The organism is Streptomyces sp. NPDC088812 (genome assembly GCF_044750285.1).
Taxonomy (GTDB): Bacteria; Actinomycetota; Actinomycetes; order Streptomycetales; family Streptomycetaceae; genus Streptomyces.
Genome location: NZ_JBIVJP010000010.1, coordinates 66,863 through 91,298 on the forward strand (window position 1 = coordinate 66,863; position 24,436 = coordinate 91,298).

Below are 24,436 nucleotides of genomic sequence, written 5' to 3' on the forward strand. Positions count from 1 at the left end.
AGACGTCTTCGGCAGCGAACCCGGGGTCCTTTAGAGAATGATCACGATCTAGTGAGTAACAATCTGTCAATTCGGACACACGATCGATCATCCGAAGATCGAGTCGGTTTGGGTGGGTGCCGTATGAGATCGAAAGTGGCCGTATCGACAAAGAGACGGTCATGGAGGCGGCCGAACGAGGTACCCGCAGGTGTGATCGGCGCGGTCAGCGCGACTGCGGGCCGCGCCGCTGCGGCAGCGTCACCACCGACGCGTCCCCCGGTCCGGCCGGCGGCAGCCCCGCGACCTGGGCCAGCAGATCGCACCAGGACGCCAGGTGCCCGCCCGTGTCCGGAACCCCGCCCAGGCCCTCACGGGGCGTCCAGGAGGCCCGGATCTCGATCTGCGAGGTCGCCGGGCGCTCCGCCAGCCCGCCGAAGTAGTGCGAACCCGCCCGCGTGACGGTCCCGCTGGGCTCCCCGTACGTCAGCCCGCGCGCCTGGAGCGCGCCCGTCAGCCACGACCAGCACACCTCCGGCAGCAGCGGGTCGACGGCCATCTCGGCCTCCAGCTCGGCCCGCACCAGGGTCACCAGGCGGAAGGTGCCGTGCCAGGCGTCGTGCCCGGCCGGGTCGTGCAGCAGCACCAGCCGGCCGTCGGCCAGGTCCTGGTCGCCGTCCACCACCGTCGCCTCCAGCGCGTACGCGTAGGGGGCGAGCCGCTGGGGGGCCGGGGTCGGCTCCACCTCGATCTGCGGCCGCAGCCGCGCGGCCCTCAGCGCGTCGACGGCGGCCCGGAAGGCCGGCGGCGCCGACCCGCCCCCGTCCCGGTCCTCCCCGTTCGCGTCGTCCATCCCGCCCGTGCCGTCCGACAGTCGTCCCTGAGCCGCAGCCATGCGGGGAAGATTAAGGGGAACGGCGGCTTCGCGCAGGGCAAGACACCCGTGCGCGGGGCCCCGGCGGGTGCGCGCTGGGCGAACAGGCGCACGGTCCGCGGGCCCGGCAGGGGGCTGCTCCGGCGGCCGCGGCGGCGTGCGAGACTTGCCGTCGTGAGCGTGAACGAGAGCCCCGCCGGCCGGCAGCCGACAGCGACGTACGACAGCCCCTTCCTCAAGGCGTGCAGGCGTGAACCCGTGCCGCACACGCCCGTGTGGTTCATGCGGCAGGCCGGGCGCTCCCTGCCGGAGTACCGCAAGGTCCGCGAGGGTATCCCGATGCTCGAGTCCTGCATGCGGCCCGAGCTGGTCACCGAGATCACCCTCCAGCCGGTGCGCCGGCACAACGTGGACGCGGCGATCTTCTTCAGCGACATCGTCGTCCCGCTCAAGGCGATCGGCCTCGACCTCGACATCAAGCCCGGCGTCGGCCCGGTCGTCGCACAGCCGGTCCGCACCCGTGCCGACCTCGCCCGGCTGCGCGACCTCACCCCCGAGGACGTCTCCTACGTCACCGAGGCGATCGGACTGCTCACCCGCGAACTCGGCCCGACCCCCCTCATCGGCTTCGCCGGCGCGCCGTTCACCCTCGCGAGCTACCTCGTCGAGGGCGGCCCCTCCCGCACGTACGAGAACGCCAAGGCGATGATGTACGGCGACCCCGAGCTCTGGGCCGACCTGCTGGACCGGCTCTCCGAGATCACCGCGGCGTTCCTCAAGGTGCAGATCGAGGCGGGCGCGAGCGCGGTCCAGCTGTTCGACTCCTGGGCGGGCGCCCTCGCCCCGGCCGACTACCGCCGCTCCGTGATGCCCGCCTCGGCGAAGGTGTTCGACGCCGTCGCCGGGTACGGCGTCCCGCGCATCCACTTCGGCGTCGGCACCGGAGAGCTGCTGAAGCTCATGGGCGAGGCCGGCGCGGACGTCGTCGGCGTCGACTGGCGCGTCCCGCTCGACGAGGCCGCCCGCCGTGTCGGCCCCGGCAAGGCGCTCCAGGGCAACCTCGACCCGACGGTCCTGTTCGCCACCACGGAGGCCGTCGAGGCCAAGACCCGCGAGGTGCTGGACGCGGCCGCCGGCCTGGAGGGCCACGTCTTCAACCTCGGCCACGGCGTCATGCCCGCCACCGACCCGGACGCGCTGACCCGGCTCGTGGAGTACGTCCACACGCGGACGGCCCGCTGACTCACCACGTCTGCCGGGGCCGGGCCCGCCTGCCGAACAGCAGGCCGCGCGGCCGGCGTCAGGCGAGTCGCGCGCGGGCCACCCAGTGGTGATCACGGGGTGGGCACAGGCGCGCGGGCGGAGGCGGCACCCATGCGCACGTGCCGGCGCGCAGCTGTGCCAGCGTGTAGGCCTCCGCCTGCCAGCCGTGCCGGCGGAGGTAGCCGCCGAAGTCCTCCGAGCCGAGCTGGAACGCGGATCCCCTGGACTTCATGAAGGCCAGGAACTTCGCGTTGGCCGGATCCCTGTAGTAGTCCGCGTGCGGCGCGTCGATCAGGAGAACCGAACCGCGGCACGACATCTTCCTGACGGACCTGATCAGACGCGTGAACTGGTCACTCCGCAAGTAGGGAAGGAGGCCCTCGACGATCCAGACGGCGGGTCTGCCCGGTGCGTAGCCGGCGGCTTGCAGCTCCTGTGCCCAGGTGTCGCGGCGGAGGTCCTGGCCGAGGGAGAGGCGGCGGCAGCTGAGCTGGTCCCTGACCGGTGCGAGAAGCGTCTCCTTGGCCTCCAGCTGGCCTGGCAGATCGATCTCGAAGAACAGGGTGGCGGAGGGCAGACCGAGGCGCCAGGCGCGTGTGTCACTGCCTGCCGCGAGACAGACCACCTGTGTCACCCCTTCGGCCAGGGCATCGCGCAGGGCGATGTCACCGAAGAGTCCCCGCACGACGACGGATCCGACGGTGCCACCGGCGGCCAGCGCCTCGGCCGCCATGGCCTTCGACCGGGGTGTACTCAGCAGCGGGGCATGTCGATCGACCAGGTACGGGTCCAGTTGATCGTTCTCCATCGCCCTGATGACAGCGGTGATGAAACCGGTCTCCCTCACGGCCCGGGTCCCGTCTTCGGGCTGTGCGGCTGTCACTTCGCGCTCCATGCGTCGCGCCGAACCGCCGGCCGGCTCGAGTTGACCCAGTCCTGATCGAACTGCCCTGTCACGGCATAGCCGCGGGAGATCTCCGCCAGTTCCTCCTCGCTGAAGACGTCCCGGACGTCGTCGAATCCCTGGGGTGCTCTCTGGTGGGCCAGGGTGAGCACTCTCTCGGGTCCCATCGAGCGGTTGCTGACCTGGAGCTGCGTCATCTGCGGACGTCGCTCTTCCTCGTAGGCCTGCAGGGCCGCGGCCGGGTCGGCGTGCGTGGCGAGGTGCCGGGCGAGCACGCGTGCGTCGACGACGGCCTGCGTGGCCCCGTTGGACCCGGTGGGGTACATGGCGTGGGCGGCGTCCCCGACCAGCGTCACGTTGCCGAAGGTCCACCGTGGGACGGGGTCCCTGTCGGTCATCGGATACCGCTGGATGTCCGGGGTGTCGTCGAGGAGGCGGACCAGGTCCGGTCCGGGCAGTGACCAACTGCCGAATTGCTGCCGGACGCTCTCACGATGTGCTGTGGCGTCCCGCCCGGACCGTCCGCGTGCGTCGGGCTCGCGGGCCGGGAAGGCGGCCACCCAGTTGATCAGGACTCTGTCCGTCGATCGGTCCGTGTCTATCGGGTAGAGGACGAGCCGCCTGGTGTCGTCCCCCAGAACGGCCATCGAGCTCCCCGTCAGGAACCGGCTGTGCCAGGCAGTTCCTCGGTACATCGTCATACCGTTCGTCGGCGGAGGGCCCTCGGCAGGGTAGAACGCTGCTCGCACCGCCGAATGGATGCCGTCCGCGCCGATGAGGAGGTCGGTCCGGACGATCCGGACGGAGCCGTCGTGTGCCGCGAACTCGCCGCACGTCATACCGGCCTCGTGGGTCAGGCCGACGAGCCGGGCGTCCGTGACGAGGGCGCTGTCGCCCAGGCGCCGTCGTACCTCCGCGGCCAGGGTCTCGATGAGCACGGAACGGGACATCGACAGCTGGGGCCATCTGTAGCCCGCGGACAGTCCGCGATCCTCGCGCCACACGAGGTTCCCGTGCGGGTTGTACATCGCCAGTTCGCGCGTCCGGATCGCCCTCGGCTCCAACGCGTCGAGCAGTCCGAGCGCGGCGAGCTCACGCACGGCGTTGGGCAGTATGTTGAGTCCGAACCCGAGCGGACGGATACGAGGATCGGCCTCGAACACGGTGACATCGTCACATCCAGCCGCGTGAAGGCTGATCGCGGTGGTCAGCCCGGCTATCCCGGATCCGACAATCGTGATTCTCATCGTCGCCACTTCACTCCCGTACGCCATGGTCCAGCACATCAGTTCGCGGCGGCGGAACCGACCATGGATCCGTTCTGCTTGGTCAGCGTGAGGATCTCCTGGAGGAGATCCACGCTTCCGCCGCCGCTTCCCAGTTCGTAGAGCCGTACCTCCGTGCGATAGGCACGGCGCGCCATCACCAGGTGCTTCCCACGGAAAGAGGTGAGCGACCGGAGGGCCTGCCGAAGGCTCTCCGCGCTCGACTGCACGTACTCGGCCTCGGCGGGCGAGCGGGCACCGCCGAGAGCCGCCGTGACACGAGAGGTGAGGGACGGCGCGTTCGCCCACTCGGCATACCGGTCACGCCAGTCGGGGAGGGTCTGCGAGGCGACCTCGCGGCAGAAGGCCGAGTAGGCACGGCTTCCCCGGTCGGACGCCCACAGGAGAAGGTCGATGAGGAAGAGAGGGATGTGCGCGGCAGCCGGCCCCATGTACCGGTGACCGGCTATGTGTATGTCCTCGAAGAACGGCCTGAGCTTGTGGGCGAAGAACTCGGGCGTGACCTCCGCGGACACGTCGGTCATCGCCCTGTCGGCGGCCGCGATGTCCGAGGCGAGGGAAGCGAGCCCGTCGGCGTGGGCTGGACTGCCGGGTCGCTCCTCGTGCAACGACCGGCCGACTTCGACGGCACGGGCCAGATCCGGGACGCATGCGCGCACCGAGTCGATGAGGCTGCGTTCCATCTGATGCCCGGTGTAGAGCCTCTCCCGCTCACCGGCCGGATTCCAGCACGTGTAGTGGTAGACCGTCTCCCGGGGGATCATGTGCGTACGCCGGCCGAGCAGTTCGAACGAGACGGTGGCGTCGGGGATGATGTCGAAGGCGGAGACCCCGTGCCTCTTGAGACTGCCGATGTACATGCACAGGTCGCGCATGGCGGCCAGGCACTCCGGCAGCGAGAACGTGCCGATGGTCTCCGCGGAGGGAATCGCCTGGGCGAGGACCTGGGCCAAAGCGGAGACGTCCGCTGCTTCGTTCACCTTCGGCAGCGCCCGAAGGTCGTCGTCCAGCTTCAACGGGTCAAGCCGTCTGACCCTCTCACTACGCTCCTCGGAAGCCACATCCATACCTGACGTGCGATGCATCTGAACCAACCATTCCGGTGGGACCGAGGAAGGCCCCCGGCGAGGTGCCTCGTCGGCGGGCAGAAAGGGGCCATCGGCTGTGCCGAGCGGGATCAGTAGCGCGGATCCGGCTTCATCAGCCCCAAGGCGATCAGCACGCGCGAGACACCGCTGACAGCCAGGGTCGCGAGGATCTCGGGAGCCTTGAACGCCGAAGGCAGGCTCATGACCGTCTGCCGGGCCGTCCGGTGGTCGCTGTGCGGGCCGAACAGCCGGTAGACATGGGGCGTCTGGGAGCCGTACCACAGCTTCTGGGCCAGCAGCGGATCCCGGAAGACCGCCGGACGCCACGGGGAGCATCCGATCACCTTGGCGAAGTCGATCATGTAGTGGTTGTAGTGGACCAGGGTCCGCAGATCAGGGTTCCCGTGGAAGACCTCGTTCTCGTACGCCGCCTGTCGCTCGATGAGCGCGAGAAGCCGGATGCGGTCCGGCAGCCGCTTCTTTCCGCTGCACAGGAGGGCGAAGTAACGGCTCTGCATTTCGGAGCAGGCGGGGACGCCGCCGGCGGCCGGCCTCGCCCACCCGATGAAGGCGACACCGGTGCCGAGATCCGGGTGGATCATGTGCTTGTACAGCCTGCGGACATCGGTGATGTTCGCGTCCTTCAGGATGTCGAACTCCTCGACGTACCCGGTGTTCAGCATGATCGTGTCGATGCTTTCCCGGTGGCCGTCCTTGAACAGGACGTAGTCCTTGCCGAGCCGCTCGATCCCCGAGGCGTTGACCGTCAGTGAGCCGTCGACGATCCGGTGGACGAAGGCCTCGTTCTTGGTCAGGAAGTGATTGAAGAAGTTCTTGTTCTTCGAGTTCCATGCGGCCACGGCCCGGGCGGCACCTGTCCTGCCCCGCCGCTTGTTGCGTTTCGTCCCGGCCCGCATGATCGCGCCGGCGGCCGCCAGGGGCACCGAGTGCAGCAGGTGCGAGGTGTAGGCGTCATTGGTGTGTCCCCGGTCTCCGGGGTACCTCTCGACGATCGGCTGATAGCGGCGTACGGACAGTGTGCACGCCCCGGCCACCTGGGCGATCTCGTTCACGACATCGGCCGCCGTCTCGCCTATCCCCAAGCAGAGGACACGTTTGCCGCGGAAGGGTTCGGCATTCCTGTAGTGGGCCGAGTGCACGATCTCACCGGCGAAGTCGTCCTGTCCGGGCAGGTCGACGAAGTTCGGGACCCGGTGGGTACCGGTGGAGACGACGACGGCATCGAACTGATGGGCGACCATGTCGTCGGGGCTGCCGACCGGCGCGACCTCGACGGTGTAACCGCCGGTGTCGTTCTTGGCGATGCTCAGCACATCCGTCCGGTACCGCATGCAGGGGCGGAGGTCGAACCTGTCGGCGAAGTCCGACAGGTACGCGCGGTACTCGCCCGCGGACCAGTACCGGCGTTCCTGGCCCTTCGGCGGCGGGAAGCTGGAGAAGGCCATCATGTAGTTCGAGATGGTCAGCATGGTCGAGTCGTAGGCGCCCGCTTCCTCGGGGCCGATCTCGGCACGGAACACGCCGCCGAGTCCGGGGCCCCGCTCGAAGCAGGTCACCGAATGGTCCTCGTCGAGCAGCTCTTTGACGGCGACTAAACCTGATGGACCCGCACCGATGACACAGACATTCTTCTTCATTCTTACCTCTCGAGTTCAGGCAGCGGATTCTCGGGTGTCAGAGGCGCTCGAAGTGGACCGGCAGGCTCTCGTGGCCGGCGAGGAGGTTCGAACGGATGGGACGGGGTGTGTTCAGGGCCGGATTGTGGTACAGCGACTGGATGTCGGAGTATCGTGACACCACCCAGAACCCGGCATTCCGATCGGTGGGGTCCTGCCAGTGGACGGGGCGTTCGGCACGTACTTCACGCCAGAACTCGTGGATGTCGTTCTCGATGAACGTGGCCGGGTCGGTGAGATCCAGGGAACGGACACCGAGAGCGGGCTGAGTCATTTCGTGATCGTGGCAGATTCGATCCACCCCCGTCCCAATTCTTGCCGATTCCTTTCCCCCGGCCGGCATCCCCACTGCTCGCAGAGGGGTACGCGCACCACGTCGAGCCGTGCCCGCTCCGGCGGTCGGGGTGCTGTTGGTGGCGGCGCCGGGCGCACGCGCCCGGGGTATGCGCGGACGCGGGCGCGTCCGCGTCGTGCGGGTGGCGCGGCAGGCCTAGCCCGCCGGCGCGGCGGCGTGCGCCGGGCCTGCGAAGTCACGTGTCACTATGCAAAACACACGGCGACGGATGTGGAGTGAATCTGTGGTGCTTCAGCTCCCGACTGCCATTGTGAACATTAATTTCAGGGGTCGAGGCAAAAGCGACTGCCAGGCTGTTCGTGGTTCTTCGTGACACGGGCCGACAGTGCCTGCCGACCGATAACTGTTCATTGTCGGCGGATTCCGAGACATCTGCTCGATGGGGGGATCGTGCGCATGACAAATCCATTCGAGGGAGACGACCGGAAGTACCTGGCGTTGCGCAACGAACAGCCGGGCCCGAAGCCGCCGGACGGAAAGACGCCGGGCCACATCCGGGCCGCCACCCGCAGGGGCGGCCCGCCAGGACACGCGGCCGGACTCCGGTGATGCACATCCCCCGTCCAGCACCGTTGCCGACCGCGTCGCCCCGGTGCCGCACAAGCCCCAGCAGGCCGCGGCACCGGGGCATCACCAGCCTCGAGGCTCCTCTCGGACTCCGCCCTGCCGCTCCACGGCGCGGCGTGTCACGGGAGCGCCGCGCGTGCCCCGAGGGTTTCCCGAGGCGCCGGCCTCAAGCATTCCGCACCTTCGCCGCCGCCTTCCGCGCCGCCACCAGCACCGGATCCCACACCGGGCTGAACGGCGGGGCGTAGCCGAGGTCCAGGGCCGTCATCTGCTCCACCGTCATCCCCGCGGTGAGGGCGACCGCGGCGATGTCGACGCGCTTGCCCGCGCCCTCCCTGCCGACGATCTGGACGCCGAGGAGACGGCCCGTGCGGTGCTCGGCGAGCATCTTGACCGTCATGGGGGAGGCGCCGGGGTAGTACCCGGCGCGGCTCGTGGACTCCACGACGACCGTCTCGTACCGCAGGCCGGCCCTGCGCGCGTCCTTCTCGCGCAGCCCCGTGCGGGCGATCTCCAGGTCGCAGACCTTGCTGACGGCCGTGCCGACGACACCGGGGAAGGTGGCGTAGCCGCCGCCGACGTTGGTGCCGATGACCTGGCCGTGCTTGTTGGCGTGGGTACCGAGGGGGATGTGGCGCTCCTGGCCGGAGACCAGGTCGAGGACCTCGACGCAGTCGCCGCCCGCCCACACGTTCTCCTGTCCGCGCACCCGCATCGCCCGGTCGGTGAGCAGACCGCCGTGCACGCCCAGGGGAAGCCCGGCGGCCTCCGCGAGCGCGGTCTCGGGACGGACGCCGAGGCCGAGGACCACCACGTCCGCCGGGTACTCGGCGTCCTCGGTGACGACCGCCCGCACCCGGCCGTCCGCGCCGGTCGCCACCTCGGTGACCTCGGCGTCGTCGACCATGGTGACGCCCAGCCCCTCCATGGCCTCGCGGACCAGCCGGCCCATGTCGGGGTCGAGCGTCGACATCGGCGCGCTGCCCCGGTTGACGACCGTCACCCGGAAGCCGCGCTTGATGAGCGCCTCGGCCATCTCCACGCCGATGTACCCCGCGCCCACCACCACCGCGCGCGTGCCCCGCGCGCGCGTGAGCGTGTCGAGCAGCTCCTGCCCGTCGTCCAGCGTCTGCACCCCGTGCACGCCCTCCGCGTCGGCGCCCGGCATGTCCGGCCGGACCGGCCGGGCGCCGGTCGCGATGACGAGCTTGTCGTACGGGGTCCAGGACTCGGCGCCGGAATCGACGTCACGCGCGCGTACCGCCTGCCGGGCCGGGTCGATCTCGGTGACCTCCGTGCGCAGGCGCACCTGGATGCCGCGCGCCCGGTGCTCTTCCGGGGTGCGCGCGACCAGGTCGTCCCGGTCGTGGACGTCGCCGCCCACCCAGTACGGGATGCCGCAGGCGGAGTAGGACGTGAAGTGGCCGCGTTCGAAGGCCACGATCTCCAGCTCCTCGGGGCCCCTCAGCCGGCGGGCCTGGGACGCCGCGGACATGCCCGCGGCGTCCCCGCCGATCACCACCAGCCGCTCCCGCCCCTGCCCGTCCCGGCGCGCGCTCTCGCTCATGCTCATGCTCATGCGAACACGCTACGGGCGGGCGTACTTCAGTCCTGCCCGGGGCCGTCCGGCAGCGTCCGGCGCCGGCCCCGCCGCAGCCGCAGCCACACCAGGACGAGCACCAGGGCCACCGTGGCGAACGGCAGCACCGCGCCGAACGCGAGGGCGATCCAGCGCAGCACCGTCACGAACGCGTCCCAGCCGCCCGCGAGCGCGTCCAGGAAGCCGGGACCGTCGTCCTTCGCCTCCCGCGCCACCGGCTTCTCGGCGAGGGTCAGCGTGATGGTGGCCATGCCGGTGCGGTCCTCCAGCGACGCCTGCCGGGCGAGCAGCGCCTCCAGGTCGGCCTGGCGGCTGCTCAGCTCGCCCTCCAGGGTGACGACGTCGCTCAGCTCGGTGGCCCGGTTCATCAGCTCCCGGATCCGGGCGACGCTGGCGCGCTGCGAGGCGATGCGGCTGTCGACGTCGACGACCTGGTCGGTGACGTCCTGCGCCTTCGCCGTGCGCTCCAGCAGCCGGCCCGTGCCCTGGAGACCGGTGAGGACGTCGTCGTACCGTTCGACCGGCACGCGCAGGACGACCCGGGTGTGCTCGGCGCCCTCCTCGTCGCGGGTGGTGGTCTCGTCACCGATGTAGCCGCCGGCGTCCTCGGTGGCGGTGCGGGCCTCGCCGAGGGCCTCGGACACGTCCTCGACCCGCACGGTCAGGGACGCGGTGCGGATCACGTGCGCCACGGGCAGGGTCGGTGCCGCGGCGGGCTTGGAGTCGCTCGAGCCCGCGCCCTCCCCGGCCGCCTCGGCGGCGCCGGCGTCCCCGGCGGCCGCCTTGTCGGCCGCGGAGCTCGCGGCCCCCGTGTCGTCCGCGCCGCTGCACCCGGTGAGCGCGACCGCGGCGGCGAGCAGGATCCCGGCCAGGGTGTGGACCGGCCGTACGGAACGTCGAATGCGCATCTGGGCGTACCCCCCGAGGGTCGTGGAACCGCTGACGTCTCTTCGACGCCGGGGCGGGGCCGGACGTTGGGGGGAACCGGTCCCGATGAGGTCACGGTCGGGACGCGGGAAGGACACCGGGGCGCGGCCGGCCTGTCGGTGGGGTCTGAGAGAGTGGGGTCATGAGCGCAACGGGTACGGCTGCGGGGCAGCACGTCGTCGTCATCGGAGCCGGGATCGCCGGTCTGGCCGCCGCCCACCGGCTGCTGGAGCGGGGCGCGCGCGTGACCGTGCTGGAGGCCTCCGACCGGGTCGGCGGCAAGCTGCTGCCCGGCGAGATCGCCGGCGTCCGGGTCGACCTCGGCGCCGAGTCCCTGCTGGCCCGCCGCCCCGAGGCGGTCGCCCTCGCGCGCGAGGTGGGCCTCGCCGGCCACCTCCAGCCGCCGGCCACCGCCACGGCCTCGATCTGGACCCGGGGAGCCCTGCGCCCCATGCCCAAGGGGCACGTCATGGGCGTACCGGGCACCGCCGCCGCCCTGGACGGCGTGCTCTCCGACGAGGGCCTCGCCCGTATCGAGCGGGACGCCGACCTGCCGCGCACGGAGGTCGGCGAGGACGTGGCGGTCGGCGAGTACGTGGCGGCGCGGCTGGGCCGCGAGGTCGTCGACCGCCTGGTCGAGCCGCTGCTCGGCGGGGTCTACGCCGGTGACGCCTACCGCATCTCGATGCGCTCGGCCGTCCCCCAGCTGTTCCAGGCGGCGCACACGCACACCTCGCTCACCGGGGCCGTCCGCGAGATCCAGGCGAAGGCCGCCGCGAACCCGCGGACCGGCCCGGTGTTCCTGGGCATCGCGGGCGGTGTGGGCCGGCTGCCGCTCGCGGTCGCGGAGTCGGTCCGCGCGCGGGGCGGCGAGATCGTGACCGGCGCGCCGGTCACGGAGCTGCGCAGGACCACCGAGCCGGAGGGCCCGGCCGGCGGCGCGCGGGCGGCCGGACCGGGTCCGGCCTGGCGGGTGGTCGCCGGGGACCGGGTGCTGCACGCCGACGCCGTGGTCGTCGCCGTGCCCGCGTCCGCCGCGGCGGCCCTGCTGGCCACCGAGTCCCCCGGGGCCGCCGCCGAACTGCGCGCCGTCGAGTACGCCTCCATGGCCCTGATCACCCTCGCCTACCGCCGCTCCGAGGCCGCCCTGCCCGACGGCAGCGGCTTCCTCGTCCCGCCCGTCGACGGCCGCACCATCAAGGCGTCCACGTTCGCCTCCCACAAGTGGGGCTGGATCGCCGACGAGGACCCGGACGTGCTCGTGGTGCGCACCTCCGTCGGGCGGTACGGCGAGACGGAGGTCCTCCGGCGGGAGGACGCCGACCTCGTCGCCGTCTCCCGGCGGGACCTCGCGGCGGCCACCGGTCTCACCGCCACGCCCCTTCAGACCCGCGTCACCCGCTGGACCGACGGCCTGCCCCAGTACCCGGTCGGCCACCACGCGCGCGTGGCCCGCATCCGGGAACACATCGCCCGACTCCCCGGCCTCGCCGTCTGCGGCGCCCCGTACGACGGCGTCGGCGTCCCCGCCTGCATCGCGAGCGCGTGGGCGGCGGTCGACCGGATCGACGGCGAGCCGCGCGGTGTGCAGGACCTCACCGCCCACCCGGTGCCGAGCCTGCACGGCGGAGCGGGAGAATGAGTGCCATGAGTGACGACGCCCCCACCACCGAGCCCGGCAGGATCCCGAACAAGGGCAAGCTGGCCAAGGACCTCAACGAGGTCATCCGCTACACGCTGTGGTCCGTCTTCCGGCTGAAGGACGCGCTGCCCGAGGACCGCTCCGGCTACGCCGACGAGGTCCAGGAGCTGTTCGACCAGCTCGCCGCCAAGGACGTCACGGTCCGCGGCACCTACGACGTGTCCGGTCTGCGCGCCGACGCCGACCTCATGATCTGGTGGCACGCCGAGACCAGCGACCAGCTCCAGGAGGCGTACAACCTCTTCCGCCGGACCAGGCTGGGCCGCGCGCTGGAGCCGGTGTGGTCGAACATGGCGCTGCACCGCCCCGCCGAGTTCAACCGCTCGCACATCCCGGCGTTCCTCGCCGACGAGACGCCCCGCGACTACATCAGCGTCTACCCGTTCGTGCGCTCCTACGACTGGTACCTGCTGCCGGACGAGGACCGCCGCCGCATGCTCGCCGACCACGGCAAGATGGCCCGCGGCTACCCGGACGTCCGCGCCAACACGGTCGCCTCGTTCTCGCTCGGCGACTACGAGTGGGTCCTGGCGTTCGAGGCGGACGAGCTGTACCGCATCGTCGACCTCATGCGCCACCTGCGCGCCTCCGAGGCCCGCCGCCACGTCCGCGAGGAGGTCCCGTTCTACACGGGACGCCGCAAGTCGGTGGCCGACCTGGTCGCCGGCCTCGCCTGACACACGCGAAAAGGCCCGGTCGGTGCACAGACCGACCGGGCCTTTCAGCACCCGGGTCCTCCGCCGGGCCCCGTGACCGGGCTTCCCGGCCGGGCCTTCGGGACCGGTTCTCCGCCAGGACCTTCGGGACCGGTTCTTCCGGCCGGGCCTTCGGGACCGGTTCTTCCGCCCGGCCCCGCAGGGCCGGTTATCCGCCAGGACCCTCGGGACCGGTTCTCCCGCGCGGGCCCTCGGGACCGGTTCTCCCGCGCGGGCCCTCGGGACCGGTTCTTCCGGCCGGGGAGGCCCGGCCGGGAGAACCGGTCAGCTCTTCGCCCGGGCCGCCTCCCGCGCGGGGTGGTCCGCCGGCGTCGGCTCCGGGCGCGCCGCGCACGCCGCGCGCCGCGCCGGCAGCCGCCCTTCCAGCAGGTACGCCTCCACATGGCCGTTGACGCAGCGGTTCGGACCGCCGGCGATGCCGTGCGTGCCGGCGTCCCGCTCCGTCACCAGCACCGAGCCCGACAGACGACGCTGCATCTCCAGGGCCCCCTCGTAGGGCGCGGCGGCGTCCCGCTCGGCGGCCAGGATCAGCGTCGGCGGCAGCTCGCCCGGCCCGGTCCGCACGTCCAGCGGCTGCTGCCGGGGCGCCTGCCAGTACGCGCACGGCAGGTTCGCCCACACGTTGTCCCAGGTCTCGAACGGCGCCACGCGCGCGATCCGCGTGTTGTCCTGGTCCCACACCCGGAAGTCCGTCGGCCAGGGCGCGTCGTTGCACTCCACGGCCGTGTAGACGGCGCCGGCGTTCTCCACCGCGGCCGCGGCCGCGGCCTCCCGCACCGGCGCGGCCAGTGCGACGAGCGGCTTGGGGTCGCCGTTCAGGTAGGCCGACAGGGCGTGGGCACGGGACGGCCAGTGGTCGTCGTAGTACCCGGCCTGGAGGAAGGCGGCCTGCAACTGCCCCGGCCCGACCGTCCCGCCGGCCGGCTCCGCGGCCAGTCTCGCCCGCGCCCGCTCGTAGCTGCGCAGCACCCGCTGCGGGGTGTCGCCCAGCTCGTACACGTCGTCGTGGCGCGCGACCCACTCCCGGAAGTCCGTCCAGCGGCTCTCGAACGCCACCGACTGGGCGAGGTTGTTGCGGTACCAGACCTGCGCGGGGTCGGGGTTCACGGCCGCGTCGAACACCATCCGCCGCACGTGCCCCGGGAACAGCGTGGCGTACAGCGCCCCGAAGTAGGTGCCGTACGAAGCGCCCATGAAGGTCAGCTGCTCCTCGCCGAGCGCGGCCCGCAGGACGTCCAGGTCACGCGCGTTGTTGAGGGAGGTGTAGTGGCGCAGGGCGCCGCCCGCCCGCTCGGCGCAGCCGCGCGCGTAGGCCTTCGCCTGCGCGATGCGCTCCTGCTTGTAGGACTCCGACGGGTGCGTCGGCGACGGGGAGGGGGCCTTGACGAAGTGCCGGGGCTCCTGGCAGGTCAGCGGCGCCGAGCGGCCGACCCCGCGCGGCTCGTAGCCGACCAGGTCGTACGCGGCCCCGACGCGCTTCCACGCCGGCAGCGTTCCGGCCATCGGGAAGTGCAGACCGGAGGCTCCCGGTCCGCCCGGGTTGAAGACCAGCGCGCCCTGCCGGGGCACCCGGCGCTTGTCGTTGCGCGGGTCGCGCTGGGTGGCCCGCACCCGGCTGACGGTCAGCTGGATCCGCTTGCCGTTCGGCTGCGCGTAGTCGAGCGGGACGGTGACCGTGCCGCACTGCACGCCGCTCGGTGCCTCGGGCGTGCCGGAGCACTTCCCGAAGGCGATGCCCTCCTGTGCGGCGCGCGCGGCGGCGAGCGCGACGCCGGAGCCGGCGACGTCACTCGGGGCACCGCCCGCGGGAGCGGCGGAGAGGGTGGTCAGGAGCAGGGCTCCGGCGGCCGGGTAGAGGGCGGCAGCTCTCATCGCGTGTCCCTTCGGTGCGCGGCGGCGACAAAAGGGATGTTTGGTGCGTCGGTTGGGGAAGGCAAGCACCGGCCGGGGGTGTCGGCGTCAATGCCCCGTGTGCGCCCCCCGGCACCCGGATGCGCCCCGTCCACCCGGACCCTCCGGACCCTCCGGACCCTCCGGACCCTCCGGGCGCACGGGGCGCACGGGGCGCGCTGGGAGTGCTGGGAGTGCTGGGAGTGCTGGGGGTGCTGGGCGTGCTGTGGCGTACGGGGCGCATCCGGCTACGGGCCTCGGTTCTCCGGGCGGCCGACGGAAGTCCGGCCAGGGCTTCGGCCCTACGGGCGGCCGACGGGGCGGCCGATGGGGGCGACCGACGGGGGCGACCGATGGGGCGGGCGACGGGAGTCCGGCTACCGGCCCTGGTCCTGCGTCCGTCCGTACGGCTCGCGATGGCCGAAGGCCGCCCGCAGGTCCGGCTCGCCGACCGCCCGGATCCCGCGGACGGCGACGCAGGTCAGGTAGGTGCGGTCGTCACCCGCGGCGTCGCCGTCGCCGGCGCCGGCGCCGTCCGCGTGTCGCGCCAGCGCGCCCAGCAGGCGCCGGCCGGCCGGGGAGGCCCAGCGGGAGTACGGGTGCACCTCGACCCGGGCTATGGCCAGACAGCTCAGGGTGAGTGCCAGGGGCAGCGCGAACCAGAGTGCGACCAGGGTGCGCGGCATGTCCGGGGGGACGGGCGTCAGCAGCGCGGCGACACCCAGCGCGAGCACGGCCCCGGCGGCGGCCCGCACCTGCCGCACTCCGGCCGCGACCGTCGTGCGCAGACCGTCGGGCACGGCGAGGCCGGCGCCGACCAGCCGGTCGGAGAGGCCGCGCACCGCGTCCGCCGCGGCCGCGGCGGACCGCACCGGCGCGATGGGGGACTGGCCCTCCGGCCCGATGGCCCCGATGACCGACCGCTCCATCTCGTCGCGCCCGCGCGGGTCCACGACGGTCGCCCAGCCGGTGCGGGCGAGCAGCAGCCGCCGCTGCCGCGCCATGGAGACCAGGGTGAGGTCGGCGACCCGGCTCGGGCCCCCGGAGAGGAACGCCGCCTCGTAGAGCGTCAGGTCATGGTCCTGACCCGTGTCCACGTCGACGGCCGCCGCCCGTACGGCGGCCAGGCACAGCCGGATGCACGCCGCGCCGGCGACGGCCCAGGCCACGAGGAGGAGAAGGACCCAGAACATGCCGCGTTTCTATGCCAGACGCACAGGGAGCGCCATGCCTTGTTCACGATCCGGACCGAGCGTTGTCGGTCTGTGACGTTCCGTTTCCGTTCGTCCCGTCGGGACGCCCCCCGGAGCGGTGGAGCGGACCGGGCGACCGGGCGAAGCGCACGTGATGCGGACGCGGTGCGGCGCGGTGCCGACGTGGCGCGCACGTGATGCGGGCGCGGTGCCGGCGCGGTGCGGGCGCCGCCGCCCGGACGCCTCACCGCCGGATCAGCGACCGTCCCATCCGGGCCCACCGCGACCGCGGCCGCGGGGCCGGTCCCGACCGGTCCAGCCACCACCCGCGCAGTTCCCGCCGGGCCCGCTCCGCCATCGGCGGCCCGTCCCGCAGCACCTGCTCCGCGAAGTCCAGCGCGTCCCGCCGGTACCCGCCGCGCATCGGGTGGCCCTGGGCGTACGCCATGAACGCGGCGCGGTATCCGCCGCCGAGGATCTGCGGCAGCTCCGGCGCCACCTTGGCCACCACGTCGGCCCGCTTGGCGGCCAGGGCCCGCGCCTGGACGTCGATCCGCGCCCGGTCGAAGCCCTCGGGGGCCGGGGCCCCGGCGACCAGGGCGGAGAGCAGGGCGGTCTGCGCGAGACCGAGCCGCCGACGGGTCGTGTCCGGCAGGGCGGTGACGGCGCGCACTCCCGCGGTCGCGGTCCCGACGGCAACGGGTGCTGTCCCGCCGACAACGGTTGCGGTCCCGCTGCCGACGGACATGGCCCCGCCGACAACGGTTGCGGTCCCGCTGCCGACGGACATGGCCCCGCCGACAACGGTTGCGGTCCCGCCGCCGACGGACATGGCCCCGCCGCCGACGGTCGCGGTCCCGTCGGCCGGGGGAGCGGTCCGTATCCGGGTGCCCTCGTCCACGGCCGCCCGGATCGACGCCAGTTCCCGTTCCAGTTCCGCCGGTTCGGGGAAGTTCTCGTCGCGCTCCAGCAGCACGCCGGGCGGCGCCACCCGCGAGGTGAGGTCGGTCAGGATGTCGAGGACCGGGCGGGGCACCGGGTGGGCGTGGCTGTCGTGCCAGACGCCGTCCCGCTCGAAGCCGCCCGCGACGTGGACGTAGGCGATGGCCTCCAGCGGCAGGTCGGCGAGCGCCTCGGCCGGGTCCTCGCCGCGGTTGACGTGGTTGGTGTGCAGGTTGGCGACGTCGATGAGCAGGCGTACGCCGGTGCGGTCGGCCAGGTCGTACAGGAACTGGCCCTCCGTCATCTCCTCGCCGGGCCAGGCGAGCAGCGCGGCGATGTTCTCGACGGCGAGCGGCACCGGCAGCGCCTGCTGCGCGATGCGCACGTTCTCGCACAGCACGTCGAGGCTGTCCCGGGTGCGCGGCACCGGCAGCAGGTGCCCGGCCTCCAGCGGCGCTGAGGCGGTCAGCGGGCCGCCCGCCCGTACGAACGCGATGTGCTCGGTGACCAGCGGGGAGCCCAGCGCCTCCGCCCGCTCGGCGAGCGCCGTCAGCCGGCCCTCGTCGGGCCGGTCCGCGCCGCCGAGGCCGAGCGAGACGCCGTGCGGGACGACCGTGACCCCGCGCTCGCGCAGCCGCAGCAGGGAGGCGGGGAGGTGGCCGGGGCAGATGTTCTCGGCGACGGCCTCGACCCAGTCGATGCCCGGCATCCGCTCCACCGCGTCCGCGATCTCCGGCCGCCAGCCGATCCCCGTTCCGAGCCGTGTCCCCGTTCCGAGCCGTGTCATGGTCCCCTCCTCCGTCCGGTCCCCCTCCGTGGTGACGGGGATATCGCCCCCCAGCCTCGGCCCGAACCGCGCGTCGCCCTCCTTCAGAGCAACATTTGAGGTTCCCCGGTGTGGACGACCGGCCCTACGGCCGGCGGAGGGCGGGATGGTCGGCGACCACCGTGCAGCTGCCGGGCGCGATCTCGGTGAACCCCGCGTCCCGTACCACCGGCAGCCCGCTCGCCGTCAGCTCCCGCCACCGCTCCGGACGCGCGGTGCGCACCGCGAGCGCGAACCCCGCCGCGCGCCAGGCCGCCCGCTCCTGCGGCGACAGCCCCCACCAGGCGAGCTGCGCGCCGTGTCCGGCCTGCGCCATCGCCTTGCCCGCCGACATCTGCACCTCGGGGCTCATCCAGAGCACCGGCAGTCCCGGATCCGCCTCCGCCGGGGCCTGCGGGTCGTCGAGCTCGGTCCCCGACACCTGGAGCTTCGCCAGCTCCTTCGGCCAGCCGTCCAGCGGCACCGGCGGGAACACCCGCACCTCGGCCGCCTTCCCGGTCACCGTGATGCCGGGCAGTTGCCCGGCCCGCCGCCACTCGGCTCCCCGGGCCCGCCGCACGACCTTCCGGATCCGGGCGTCCTGCCAGTCCCGCACGGCCCCCGCCCACTCCCCGTCGCCGGTGGAGCGCTCGTCGCTCAGCAGCACGAGCACCGCCCGGGCGGCGGTCTCCAGCGCGTCGGTGCGGGCGGGTGGCTCGGCCCGCTCCAGACGGACGACGAGGGGCAGCACGAACTGGGGGGCCTCGTCGCGCGGGTTCGGCTCGGCCTGGAAGGGACTCTCACTCACGGGCGCAGGGTACTCGACCGTTCCTGAAGACCCTCGCGGACCGCCCCGAGCCGCCCGCTCAGCCCGAGCAGGCCGTGCGCTGCGCCTCCTGCCACTCGCAGACGGGGCACAGCGTGATCCCCTTGTACGACTCCGGGTACTCCGTCGGCTCGCGGCACAGCACGCACTCGGCGTACGGCGGCCCGTCGGCCCGGGGCGGACGCGTCGCGTCGATCAGGCAGTATCCGGTGTCGCCGTCGTCGTCGCTCATGACTCCAGCGTACGAGAGCGCGGGCCGTTCACCACGGGCCCGTTCACCGCCGGCCCGTCCTCCAGGCCCGCCCGTCCTCCACGCGAGCTCGTCCTCCACGCGGGCCCGTCCTCCACGCGAGCCCGTCCTCCACGCCGGCCCGTCCTCCACGCGAGCCCGTTCACCGCCGGCCCTGCGCGGTGCCGATCAGCTCGGACACCCGTACGAAGCGGTAGCCGCGCCGGCGTAGCTCGGGCACGATCGCGCGCACCGCCCGCTCGGTGGTCGGGGCGGCGCTGCGCGTGCAGTGCAGGACGACCACCGAACCCGGCCGCACCCCCTCCAGGACCTGCCGGGCCACGGCGTCCGCGTCCGTGGCGAAGGCGTCCCCGCCCACCACGTCCCACTGCACGGCGGTCACGCCGGTGCCGCTCACCGCCCGCAGTGCGCGCCGGTCGTAGCAGCCGCCGGGGAAGCGGAAGTAGGGCCGCGCGTCGGGGATCCCGGCCCTGCGGAAGGCCGCGTACGCCCGTTCCACGTCGGCCCGCATCCGGTCTTCCGGCACGGTCGGCAGGCCGTAGCAGTCGTCGGTGAAGGCGTAGTGGCTGTAGGAGTGGTTGGCGACCTCGAACAGGGGGTCGTGGCCGAGGGCGCGTGCCTGGTCCGGGTACTCCTCGGCCCACCGGCCCGTCATGAAGACGGTGGCCGGCACCTTCAGCGTCCGGAGCGCCGCGATCAGCTCCGGGTTGTCGAACCGCTCGCCGGCGGCCGCCCGCGGGCCCTGGTCGGCGGTCATGTCGGCGTCGAAGGTGAGGGCGACGGACCTGCCGTGGGTGCGCGGGGCGTGGGAGAAGACGGAGGCCAGGCCGCCCGGACCCGGGGCGAGGGTGGGCGGCCCGGCCGGTGTCGAGGAGGGCGGGGCGGGGGCCGGGCGGGCGGGCCGGGGCGCCTGACCGGTGCCGCAGGCGGCGAGTGCGGCACCCAGGACGCAGAGGGCGGCGAGACGGCGTACGGGAGCGATCACCCTGTGACGCTATGAGGGAAGAACCCCTAATTGTGTGTAAATATGTGCGCGCCTGTCGTGGTGTCACCCGCCCGGTCCAGTGCGCTACCGGCGCCAGGGCCCCGTCACCGCGAACGTCGTCCCCGGCGTGTAGCAGTTGACGTACATCGTCCGGCCGTCGGGGGAGAAGGTGACGCCGGCGAACTCGCCCCACTCCGGCTCCTCGGCGGTCCCGATGTTCTGCCGGCCCCTGGCCATCGCGTACACCTCGCCGTGCCGGGTCACACCGAAGACGTGCTGGGCGCCGTTGCCGTCCTCGCAGACCATCAGGCCGCCGCCGGGCGCGAGGCAGATGTTGTCGGGGGACTCGCCGGGCAGCTGAACGTCCGTGGCCGGCCCGAAGACGATCACCAGGGTCAGCCGGCGCCGCTCCGGGTCGTAGCGCCAGATCTGGCCGTAGTGGTCGGCCGCCGAGCCGTCCGCGCCGCGCGCGAACGACGACACGAAGTACACGCTCCGCCCGCTCCAGTAGCAGCCCTCCAGCTTCTGCGCGTGCGTGATGCCCCGCGGGCCGAAGTCCTGGAAGCGGATGGCGGTCCCGGCGGCCAGCGGGTCCGGTACGTCGACCCACTCGATGCCGTCGAAGGCGGCGCCCGTCTCCTGGATCGACGACAGGTCCGCCACGCCCGGCACGCGCATCGCCTGGAGCCGGCCGCCGGCGCGCAGCGAGCCCGTGCCGCCCAGCGGCTTCTCGGGCAGGAAGCGGTAGAACAGGCCGAAGGGCTTCTCGAACGCGTCCTCCGTCTCGTAGACCACCCCGCGCCGCGGGTCGACCGCGATCGCCTCGTGCTGGAAGCGGCCCATCGCGGTGAGCGGCACGGCGCCGGTGCGGTACGGGTCGGACGGGTCGACCTCGAAGATGAAGCCGTGGTCCTTGGCGTAGCCGTTGGTGCCGGCCCGGTCCTCCGTCTCCTCGCAGGTCAGCCAGGTGTGCCAGGGCGTGGGCCCGCCGGCGCAGTTGACGGCCGTCCCGGCGATCGCGACCCGCTCCGCCAGCACCTCGCCCCGGTGGTCCAGCGTCAGGGCCGTGCAGCCGCCCTTGCCGGCCGGGTCGTAGGTGAGGCCCTCGACGGTGGGGACGGCGAGCGGCGCGGTGGGGCGGTTCTCGTGGTTGCGGACCAGGTGGACCCGGCCGCGCGGACCGGGCAGGGCCGTCATACCGTCGTGGTGGGAGGGGACCGGGCCCTCGCCGGAGCGCAGCGGGTCGCCCTCCCGGGAGAGGACCCGGTAGCGGAAGCCCTCCGGCAGGTCGAGCAGGCCGTCCGGGTCGGGGACGAGGGGGCCGTAGCCGGTGTGGCCGAGGTTCTCCGCGGCGGCGGTGTCCGCGAAGAGTTCCGGCAGGGCTCCGGAGAAGACGATGCCCGCTCCCAGGGCACCGGTGCGGGCGAGGATCTGACGGCGGGTGGTGGCGCTGCGGGCTCCCGGCACGGGGGTTTCCGGCATGGGGTGGTGACCTTCCTGCTGGCGGACAGGAACACTGACCCGCCGTGTCTATCACCCGTCGCGCGCCCCGGGAACCACGCACGGAACGCGCGTCACCGTGCGTCGGCCTGCGGCGGGGGCGGCGGCTGCTGGGCCTTCTCCAGGAAGCGCAGCAGTTCCACGGGGAAGGGCAGGACCAGCGTGGAGTTCTTCTCCGCGGCCACCGCCACCACCGTCTGGAGCAGCCGCAGCTGGAGCGCGGCCGGCTGCTCGGACATCTGCTCGGCCGCCTCGGCCAGCTTCCTCGACGCCTGGAGCTCGGCGTCCGCGTTGATGATCCGGGCCCGCCGCTCACGGTCGGCCTCGGCCTGCCGGGCCATCGAACGCTTCATCGTGTCCGGCAGGGACACGTCCTTGATCTCCACTCGGTCGATCTGCACGCCCCAGCCCACGGCCGGACTGTCGATCATCAGCTCAAGGCCCTGGTTCAGCTTCTCCCGGTCGGACAGCAGGTCGTCCAGCTCGCTCTTGCCGATGATGGACCGCAGCGAGGTCTGCGCCATCTGCGAGACGGCGAAACGGTAGTCCTCGACGTTGATGACCGCCGCCGACGGGTCCACGACCTTGAAGTAGACCACCGCGTCCACCCGCACGGTCACGTTGTCGCGGGTGATGCCCTCCTGGGCGGGCACCGGCATCGTGACGATCTGCATGTTCACCTTGCGCAGCCGGTCGACGGCGGGGATCACCATCGTGAAACCCGGCGTGCGGACGGTGCCGGCGACCCGGCCGAGCCGGAAGACCACCCCGCGCTCGTACTGCTTCACCACGCGCGCGCCCGCCACGAAGTACGCGAATCCCCCGGCGGCCACCGCCGCGAACGCCGGCAACAGTTCCTGGAGCACGACGATCCCCTCCCTGAGAGGTCCGGAATGCCTGCTCCTGCAACGATATGTCCGCGGACGGGTCCCGGGCCATGCCCGGAACCCGCCCTGGGCGGATGCAGTGGACGCGGCGGACGCTAGGCGGCCATCGTCAGCTTCACCGGCTCGATGCCGACGGCGCTGTGCCGTTCGGCCCACGCCTCCAGTGCCGTGCGGCAGGCGTGGTCGAGGTGGTGCAGGCCGGACAGGTCCAGTTCGACCGGGCGGTCCTGCGGCAGGGACTCCAGGCTGTCGAGGATCTTCGGCAGCCGCAGGAAGGTCGCGTTGCCCGACAGGGATGCCAGGACGGGCCCGGTGCCCTGGTCGACGACGTCCAGCCTGATGTGCGAGGCCTCCCACGCGGTCTTCGCCACGGCGAGCGCGAGACCGATCAGGACGCCCTCGAACATGCTGACCACGACGATCGACACCGCCGTGACGGCCAGGATCAGCGCCTCGCCCCGGTGCTCGCGCCACAGGCCCGCGATCGCCCGCACCAGGACGAGCTTGGCCCCGGCGTGCACCAGGATGCCGGCGAGGGCCGGCAGGGGGATGTACGCGAGCACGTCCGGCAGGAACGCGGCGAACAGCAGCAGCCAGACGCCGTGCAGGACGCGGGACGCCTTGGTGCGGGCGCCCGCCTGGACGTTGGCCGAGCTGCGCACGATCACCGCGGTCATCGGCAGCGCGCCGAGCACCCCGCAGACGGCGTTGCCGGTGCCCTGGGCGACCAGTTCCCGGTCGTACTCGGTGCGCGGCCCGTCGTGCAGCCGGTCCACCGCCGCCGCGCTGAACAGCGACTCGGCGGAGGCGATCAGGGTGAAGGCGACGACGGTGGCGAGCAGGCCGAGGTCCGCCAGTTCGCCGAAGGAGGCCAGGGGCGGCGGCTGGATCGAGCCGAGCAGTCCCTGCACCTCGACGGTGGCCACGGGCAGCGAGAACACCAGCGCGGCCAGGGTCGCCAGGCCCACCGCGGCGAGCGGGCCGGGCACCGTGCGCACCGCCGCCGGCAGCCGCTTCCACAGCACCAGCACCGCGATGGTGCCGGCGCCGAGCGCGAGCGAGGCCGCGGCGGCGGTGGTGCCGAACGCGTCCACGAGTGCCTCGGGCAGCCCGGCGATCTTCTCCGGACCGGAGTCCGGCGCCTTGGCGCCGACCATCGAGTACAGCTGGCCGGCGATCAGCACCAGCCCGATCCCGGCCAGCATGCCCTCGACGACGGAGACCGAGATGGCCCGGAACCAGCGGCCCAGCCTGAGGACGCCCATGCCGACCTGGAGCACGCCGGTGGCGAGCACGATCACACCGAGGGCGGGCAGTCCGAACTCCCGCACCGCCTCGAAGACCAGCACGGTCAGACCGGCCGCCGGGCCGGACACCTGGAGGCTGCTGCCGCGCATCAGGCCGGTGACGATGCCGCCGACGATGCCGGTGACGAGCCCGAGCTCGGCCGGCACGCCGGAGGCCACGGCCACGCCCACGCACAGCGGGAGCGCGACCAGGAAGACGACGAGGGAGGCGGTGAAGTCCTCCTTCAGGTGCGGGAACCGGGATATTCGCGAGGTGTTCCGTGAGGTCATCGCGGCGCTCACAGGGCCTCGAACGCGTCGGTGTCCGCACGGTGTTCGCGTACGGCACCGGTGTGCACCTCGTAGTACCAGCCGCGCACCCGCAGCCGGCCGTCCGCCAGCCGCTTCTCCACGCACGGGTAGGAGCGCAGCCGCAGCAGCTGGGCGAGCACGTGGTGCTGCACCGCCCGCATCACCGTCGGGTCGTCGGGGTCGGCGGCCGGCGGCCGGCCCGCGGAGTGCGCGAGCCAGTCCCGGACGGCGGGTACGGCGTCGAGATCGTCGCCGCGCACCAGCGCGCCCACGGCACCGCAGTGGGAGTGGCCGCAGACGACGACGTCCTGGACGCCGAGGACCTCCACGGCGTACTCGATGGTGGCCGCCTCGCCGGTGGGGCGCTCGGAGCCGTACGGGGGCACGATGTTGCCCGCGGTGCGCAGCTCGAAGAGCTCGCCGGGGCGGGCGCCCGTGATCAGGGCGGGCACGACCCGCGAGTCGGAGCAGGTGATGAAGAGGACCTGGGGGGACTGGCCTTCCGCGAGGCGGGCGAACTCCTCAGGGCGTTGTCCGAACGTACGGGCGTTGTCGATGAGGGGCTGCATATGTGGTGATTCCTCCTGGCGCGCCGTGGGGGG

The 24,436-nt window shown here is 72.8% G+C and carries 21 protein-coding genes; 3 read left to right on the plus strand and 18 right to left on the minus strand.

The window, feature by feature from the left end; translation table 11 throughout:
- Positions 1 to 205: 205 nt before the first annotated feature.
- Positions 206 to 874, minus strand: a complete 669-nt coding sequence (locus tag ACIP67_RS19045; RefSeq protein ID WP_401693014.1) for a DUF3000 domain-containing protein — start codon at positions 872 to 874, stop codon at positions 206 to 208.
- Positions 875 to 1,027: 153 nt separating this feature from the next.
- Here ACIP67_RS19045 and hemE point away from each other — a divergent pair, with 153 nt between their 5' ends.
- Entirely contained in the window at positions 1,028 to 2,095 is a 1,068-nt protein-coding gene (gene hemE / locus ACIP67_RS19050; RefSeq protein ID WP_401693015.1) for a uroporphyrinogen decarboxylase, read from the plus strand.
- Positions 2,096 to 2,153: 58 nt separating this feature from the next.
- Here hemE and ACIP67_RS19055 read toward each other — a convergent pair whose 3' ends face one another.
- From ACIP67_RS19055 to ACIP67_RS19085, 7 genes are all read right to left on the minus strand, one after another.
- Entirely contained in the window at positions 2,154 to 2,963 is an 810-nt protein-coding gene (locus tag ACIP67_RS19055; protein WP_401693016.1) for a class I SAM-dependent methyltransferase, read from the minus strand.
- Between the two features lie 32 nt (positions 2,964 to 2,995).
- Positions 2,996 to 4,306 carry an FAD-dependent monooxygenase gene (locus ACIP67_RS19060; RefSeq protein ID WP_401693017.1) on the minus strand — a complete coding sequence of 437 codons (1,311 nt, stop codon included), beginning with the start codon at positions 4,304 to 4,306 and terminating at the stop codon, positions 2,996 to 2,998.
- Positions 4,306 to 5,286, minus strand: coding sequence for a monodechloroaminopyrrolnitrin synthase PrnB family protein (locus ACIP67_RS19065; protein WP_401693018.1), 981 nt, complete (start codon positions 5,284 to 5,286; stop codon positions 4,306 to 4,308). Before ACIP67_RS19065 ends, ACIP67_RS19060 begins: the two co-directional genes overlap by 1 nt.
- A gap of 197 nt (positions 5,287 to 5,483) precedes the next feature.
- The gene (locus ACIP67_RS19070; RefSeq protein ID WP_401693019.1) at positions 5,484 to 7,052 is read right to left on the minus strand and encodes a flavin-containing monooxygenase; all 1,569 of its coding nucleotides are present in this window, start codon (positions 7,050 to 7,052) and stop codon (positions 5,484 to 5,486) included.
- A gap of 37 nt (positions 7,053 to 7,089) precedes the next feature.
- Positions 7,090 to 7,365, minus strand: coding sequence for a hypothetical protein (locus tag ACIP67_RS19075; RefSeq protein ID WP_401693020.1), 276 nt, complete (start codon positions 7,363 to 7,365; stop codon positions 7,090 to 7,092).
- Between the two features lie 814 nt (positions 7,366 to 8,179).
- Positions 8,180 to 9,580, minus strand: a complete 1,401-nt coding sequence (locus ACIP67_RS19080; protein ID WP_401693278.1) for an FAD-dependent oxidoreductase — start codon at positions 9,578 to 9,580, stop codon at positions 8,180 to 8,182.
- Positions 9,581 to 9,618: 38 nt separating this feature from the next.
- Entirely contained in the window at positions 9,619 to 10,521 is a 903-nt protein-coding gene (locus ACIP67_RS19085; RefSeq protein ID WP_401693022.1) for a DUF4349 domain-containing protein, read from the minus strand.
- Positions 10,522 to 10,682: 161 nt separating this feature from the next.
- On the opposite strand from ACIP67_RS19085, the gene hemG reads away from it, so the two are divergent.
- Complete coding sequence (hemG, locus tag ACIP67_RS19090; protein ID WP_401693023.1) at positions 10,683 to 12,182, plus strand: protoporphyrinogen oxidase; 1,500 nt, start codon at positions 10,683 to 10,685, stop codon at positions 12,180 to 12,182.
- Between the two features lie 5 nt (positions 12,183 to 12,187).
- The gene (gene hemQ, locus ACIP67_RS19095; RefSeq protein WP_401693024.1) at positions 12,188 to 12,919 is read left to right on the plus strand and encodes a hydrogen peroxide-dependent heme synthase; all 732 of its coding nucleotides are present in this window, start codon (positions 12,188 to 12,190) and stop codon (positions 12,917 to 12,919) included.
- A 303-nt stretch (positions 12,920 to 13,222) separates the two neighbouring features.
- Here the strand turns inward: hemQ and ACIP67_RS19100 are convergent, their stop codons facing one another.
- The 10 genes from ACIP67_RS19100 to ACIP67_RS19145 form a co-directional block, all read right to left on the minus strand.
- Positions 13,223 to 14,830 carry an alpha/beta hydrolase gene (locus tag ACIP67_RS19100; RefSeq protein WP_401693025.1) on the minus strand — a complete coding sequence of 536 codons (1,608 nt, stop codon included), beginning with the start codon at positions 14,828 to 14,830 and terminating at the stop codon, positions 13,223 to 13,225.
- A gap of 395 nt (positions 14,831 to 15,225) precedes the next feature.
- Positions 15,226 to 16,041, minus strand: coding sequence for a TIGR04222 domain-containing membrane protein (locus ACIP67_RS19105; protein ID WP_401693027.1), 816 nt, complete (start codon positions 16,039 to 16,041; stop codon positions 15,226 to 15,228).
- 244 nt (positions 16,042 to 16,285) lie between these two features.
- The gene (locus ACIP67_RS19110; protein WP_401693028.1) at positions 16,286 to 17,770 is read right to left on the minus strand and encodes a DUF692 family multinuclear iron-containing protein; all 1,485 of its coding nucleotides are present in this window, start codon (positions 17,768 to 17,770) and stop codon (positions 16,286 to 16,288) included.
- Between the two features lie 124 nt (positions 17,771 to 17,894).
- Positions 17,895 to 18,596 (minus strand): peptidyl-tRNA hydrolase, encoded by a 702-nt coding sequence (locus ACIP67_RS19115; protein WP_401693029.1) that lies wholly within the window; start codon positions 18,594 to 18,596, stop codon positions 17,895 to 17,897.
- Positions 18,597 to 18,654: 58 nt separating this feature from the next.
- Positions 18,655 to 18,846, minus strand: a complete 192-nt coding sequence (locus ACIP67_RS19120; protein WP_385073812.1) for a hypothetical protein — start codon at positions 18,844 to 18,846, stop codon at positions 18,655 to 18,657.
- A gap of 160 nt (positions 18,847 to 19,006) precedes the next feature.
- Complete coding sequence (locus ACIP67_RS19125; protein WP_401693031.1) at positions 19,007 to 19,849, minus strand: polysaccharide deacetylase family protein; 843 nt, start codon at positions 19,847 to 19,849, stop codon at positions 19,007 to 19,009.
- An 84-nt stretch (positions 19,850 to 19,933) separates the two neighbouring features.
- Positions 19,934 to 21,331: a PhoX family protein gene (locus ACIP67_RS19130; protein ID WP_401693033.1), complete on the minus strand. Its 1,398-nt coding sequence runs from the start codon at positions 21,329 to 21,331 to the stop codon at positions 19,934 to 19,936.
- A gap of 92 nt (positions 21,332 to 21,423) precedes the next feature.
- Positions 21,424 to 22,215: a slipin family protein gene (locus ACIP67_RS19135; protein ID WP_401693035.1), complete on the minus strand. Its 792-nt coding sequence runs from the start codon at positions 22,213 to 22,215 to the stop codon at positions 21,424 to 21,426.
- Positions 22,216 to 22,331: 116 nt separating this feature from the next.
- The gene (locus ACIP67_RS19140) at positions 22,332 to 23,813 is read right to left on the minus strand and encodes a SulP family inorganic anion transporter (protein ID WP_401693036.1); all 1,482 of its coding nucleotides are present in this window, start codon (positions 23,811 to 23,813) and stop codon (positions 22,332 to 22,334) included.
- 8 nt (positions 23,814 to 23,821) lie between these two features.
- Positions 23,822 to 24,403 carry a carbonic anhydrase gene (locus ACIP67_RS19145; protein WP_389515353.1) on the minus strand — a complete coding sequence of 194 codons (582 nt, stop codon included), beginning with the start codon at positions 24,401 to 24,403 and terminating at the stop codon, positions 23,822 to 23,824.
- Between the last annotated feature and the right edge of the window lie 33 nt (positions 24,404 to 24,436).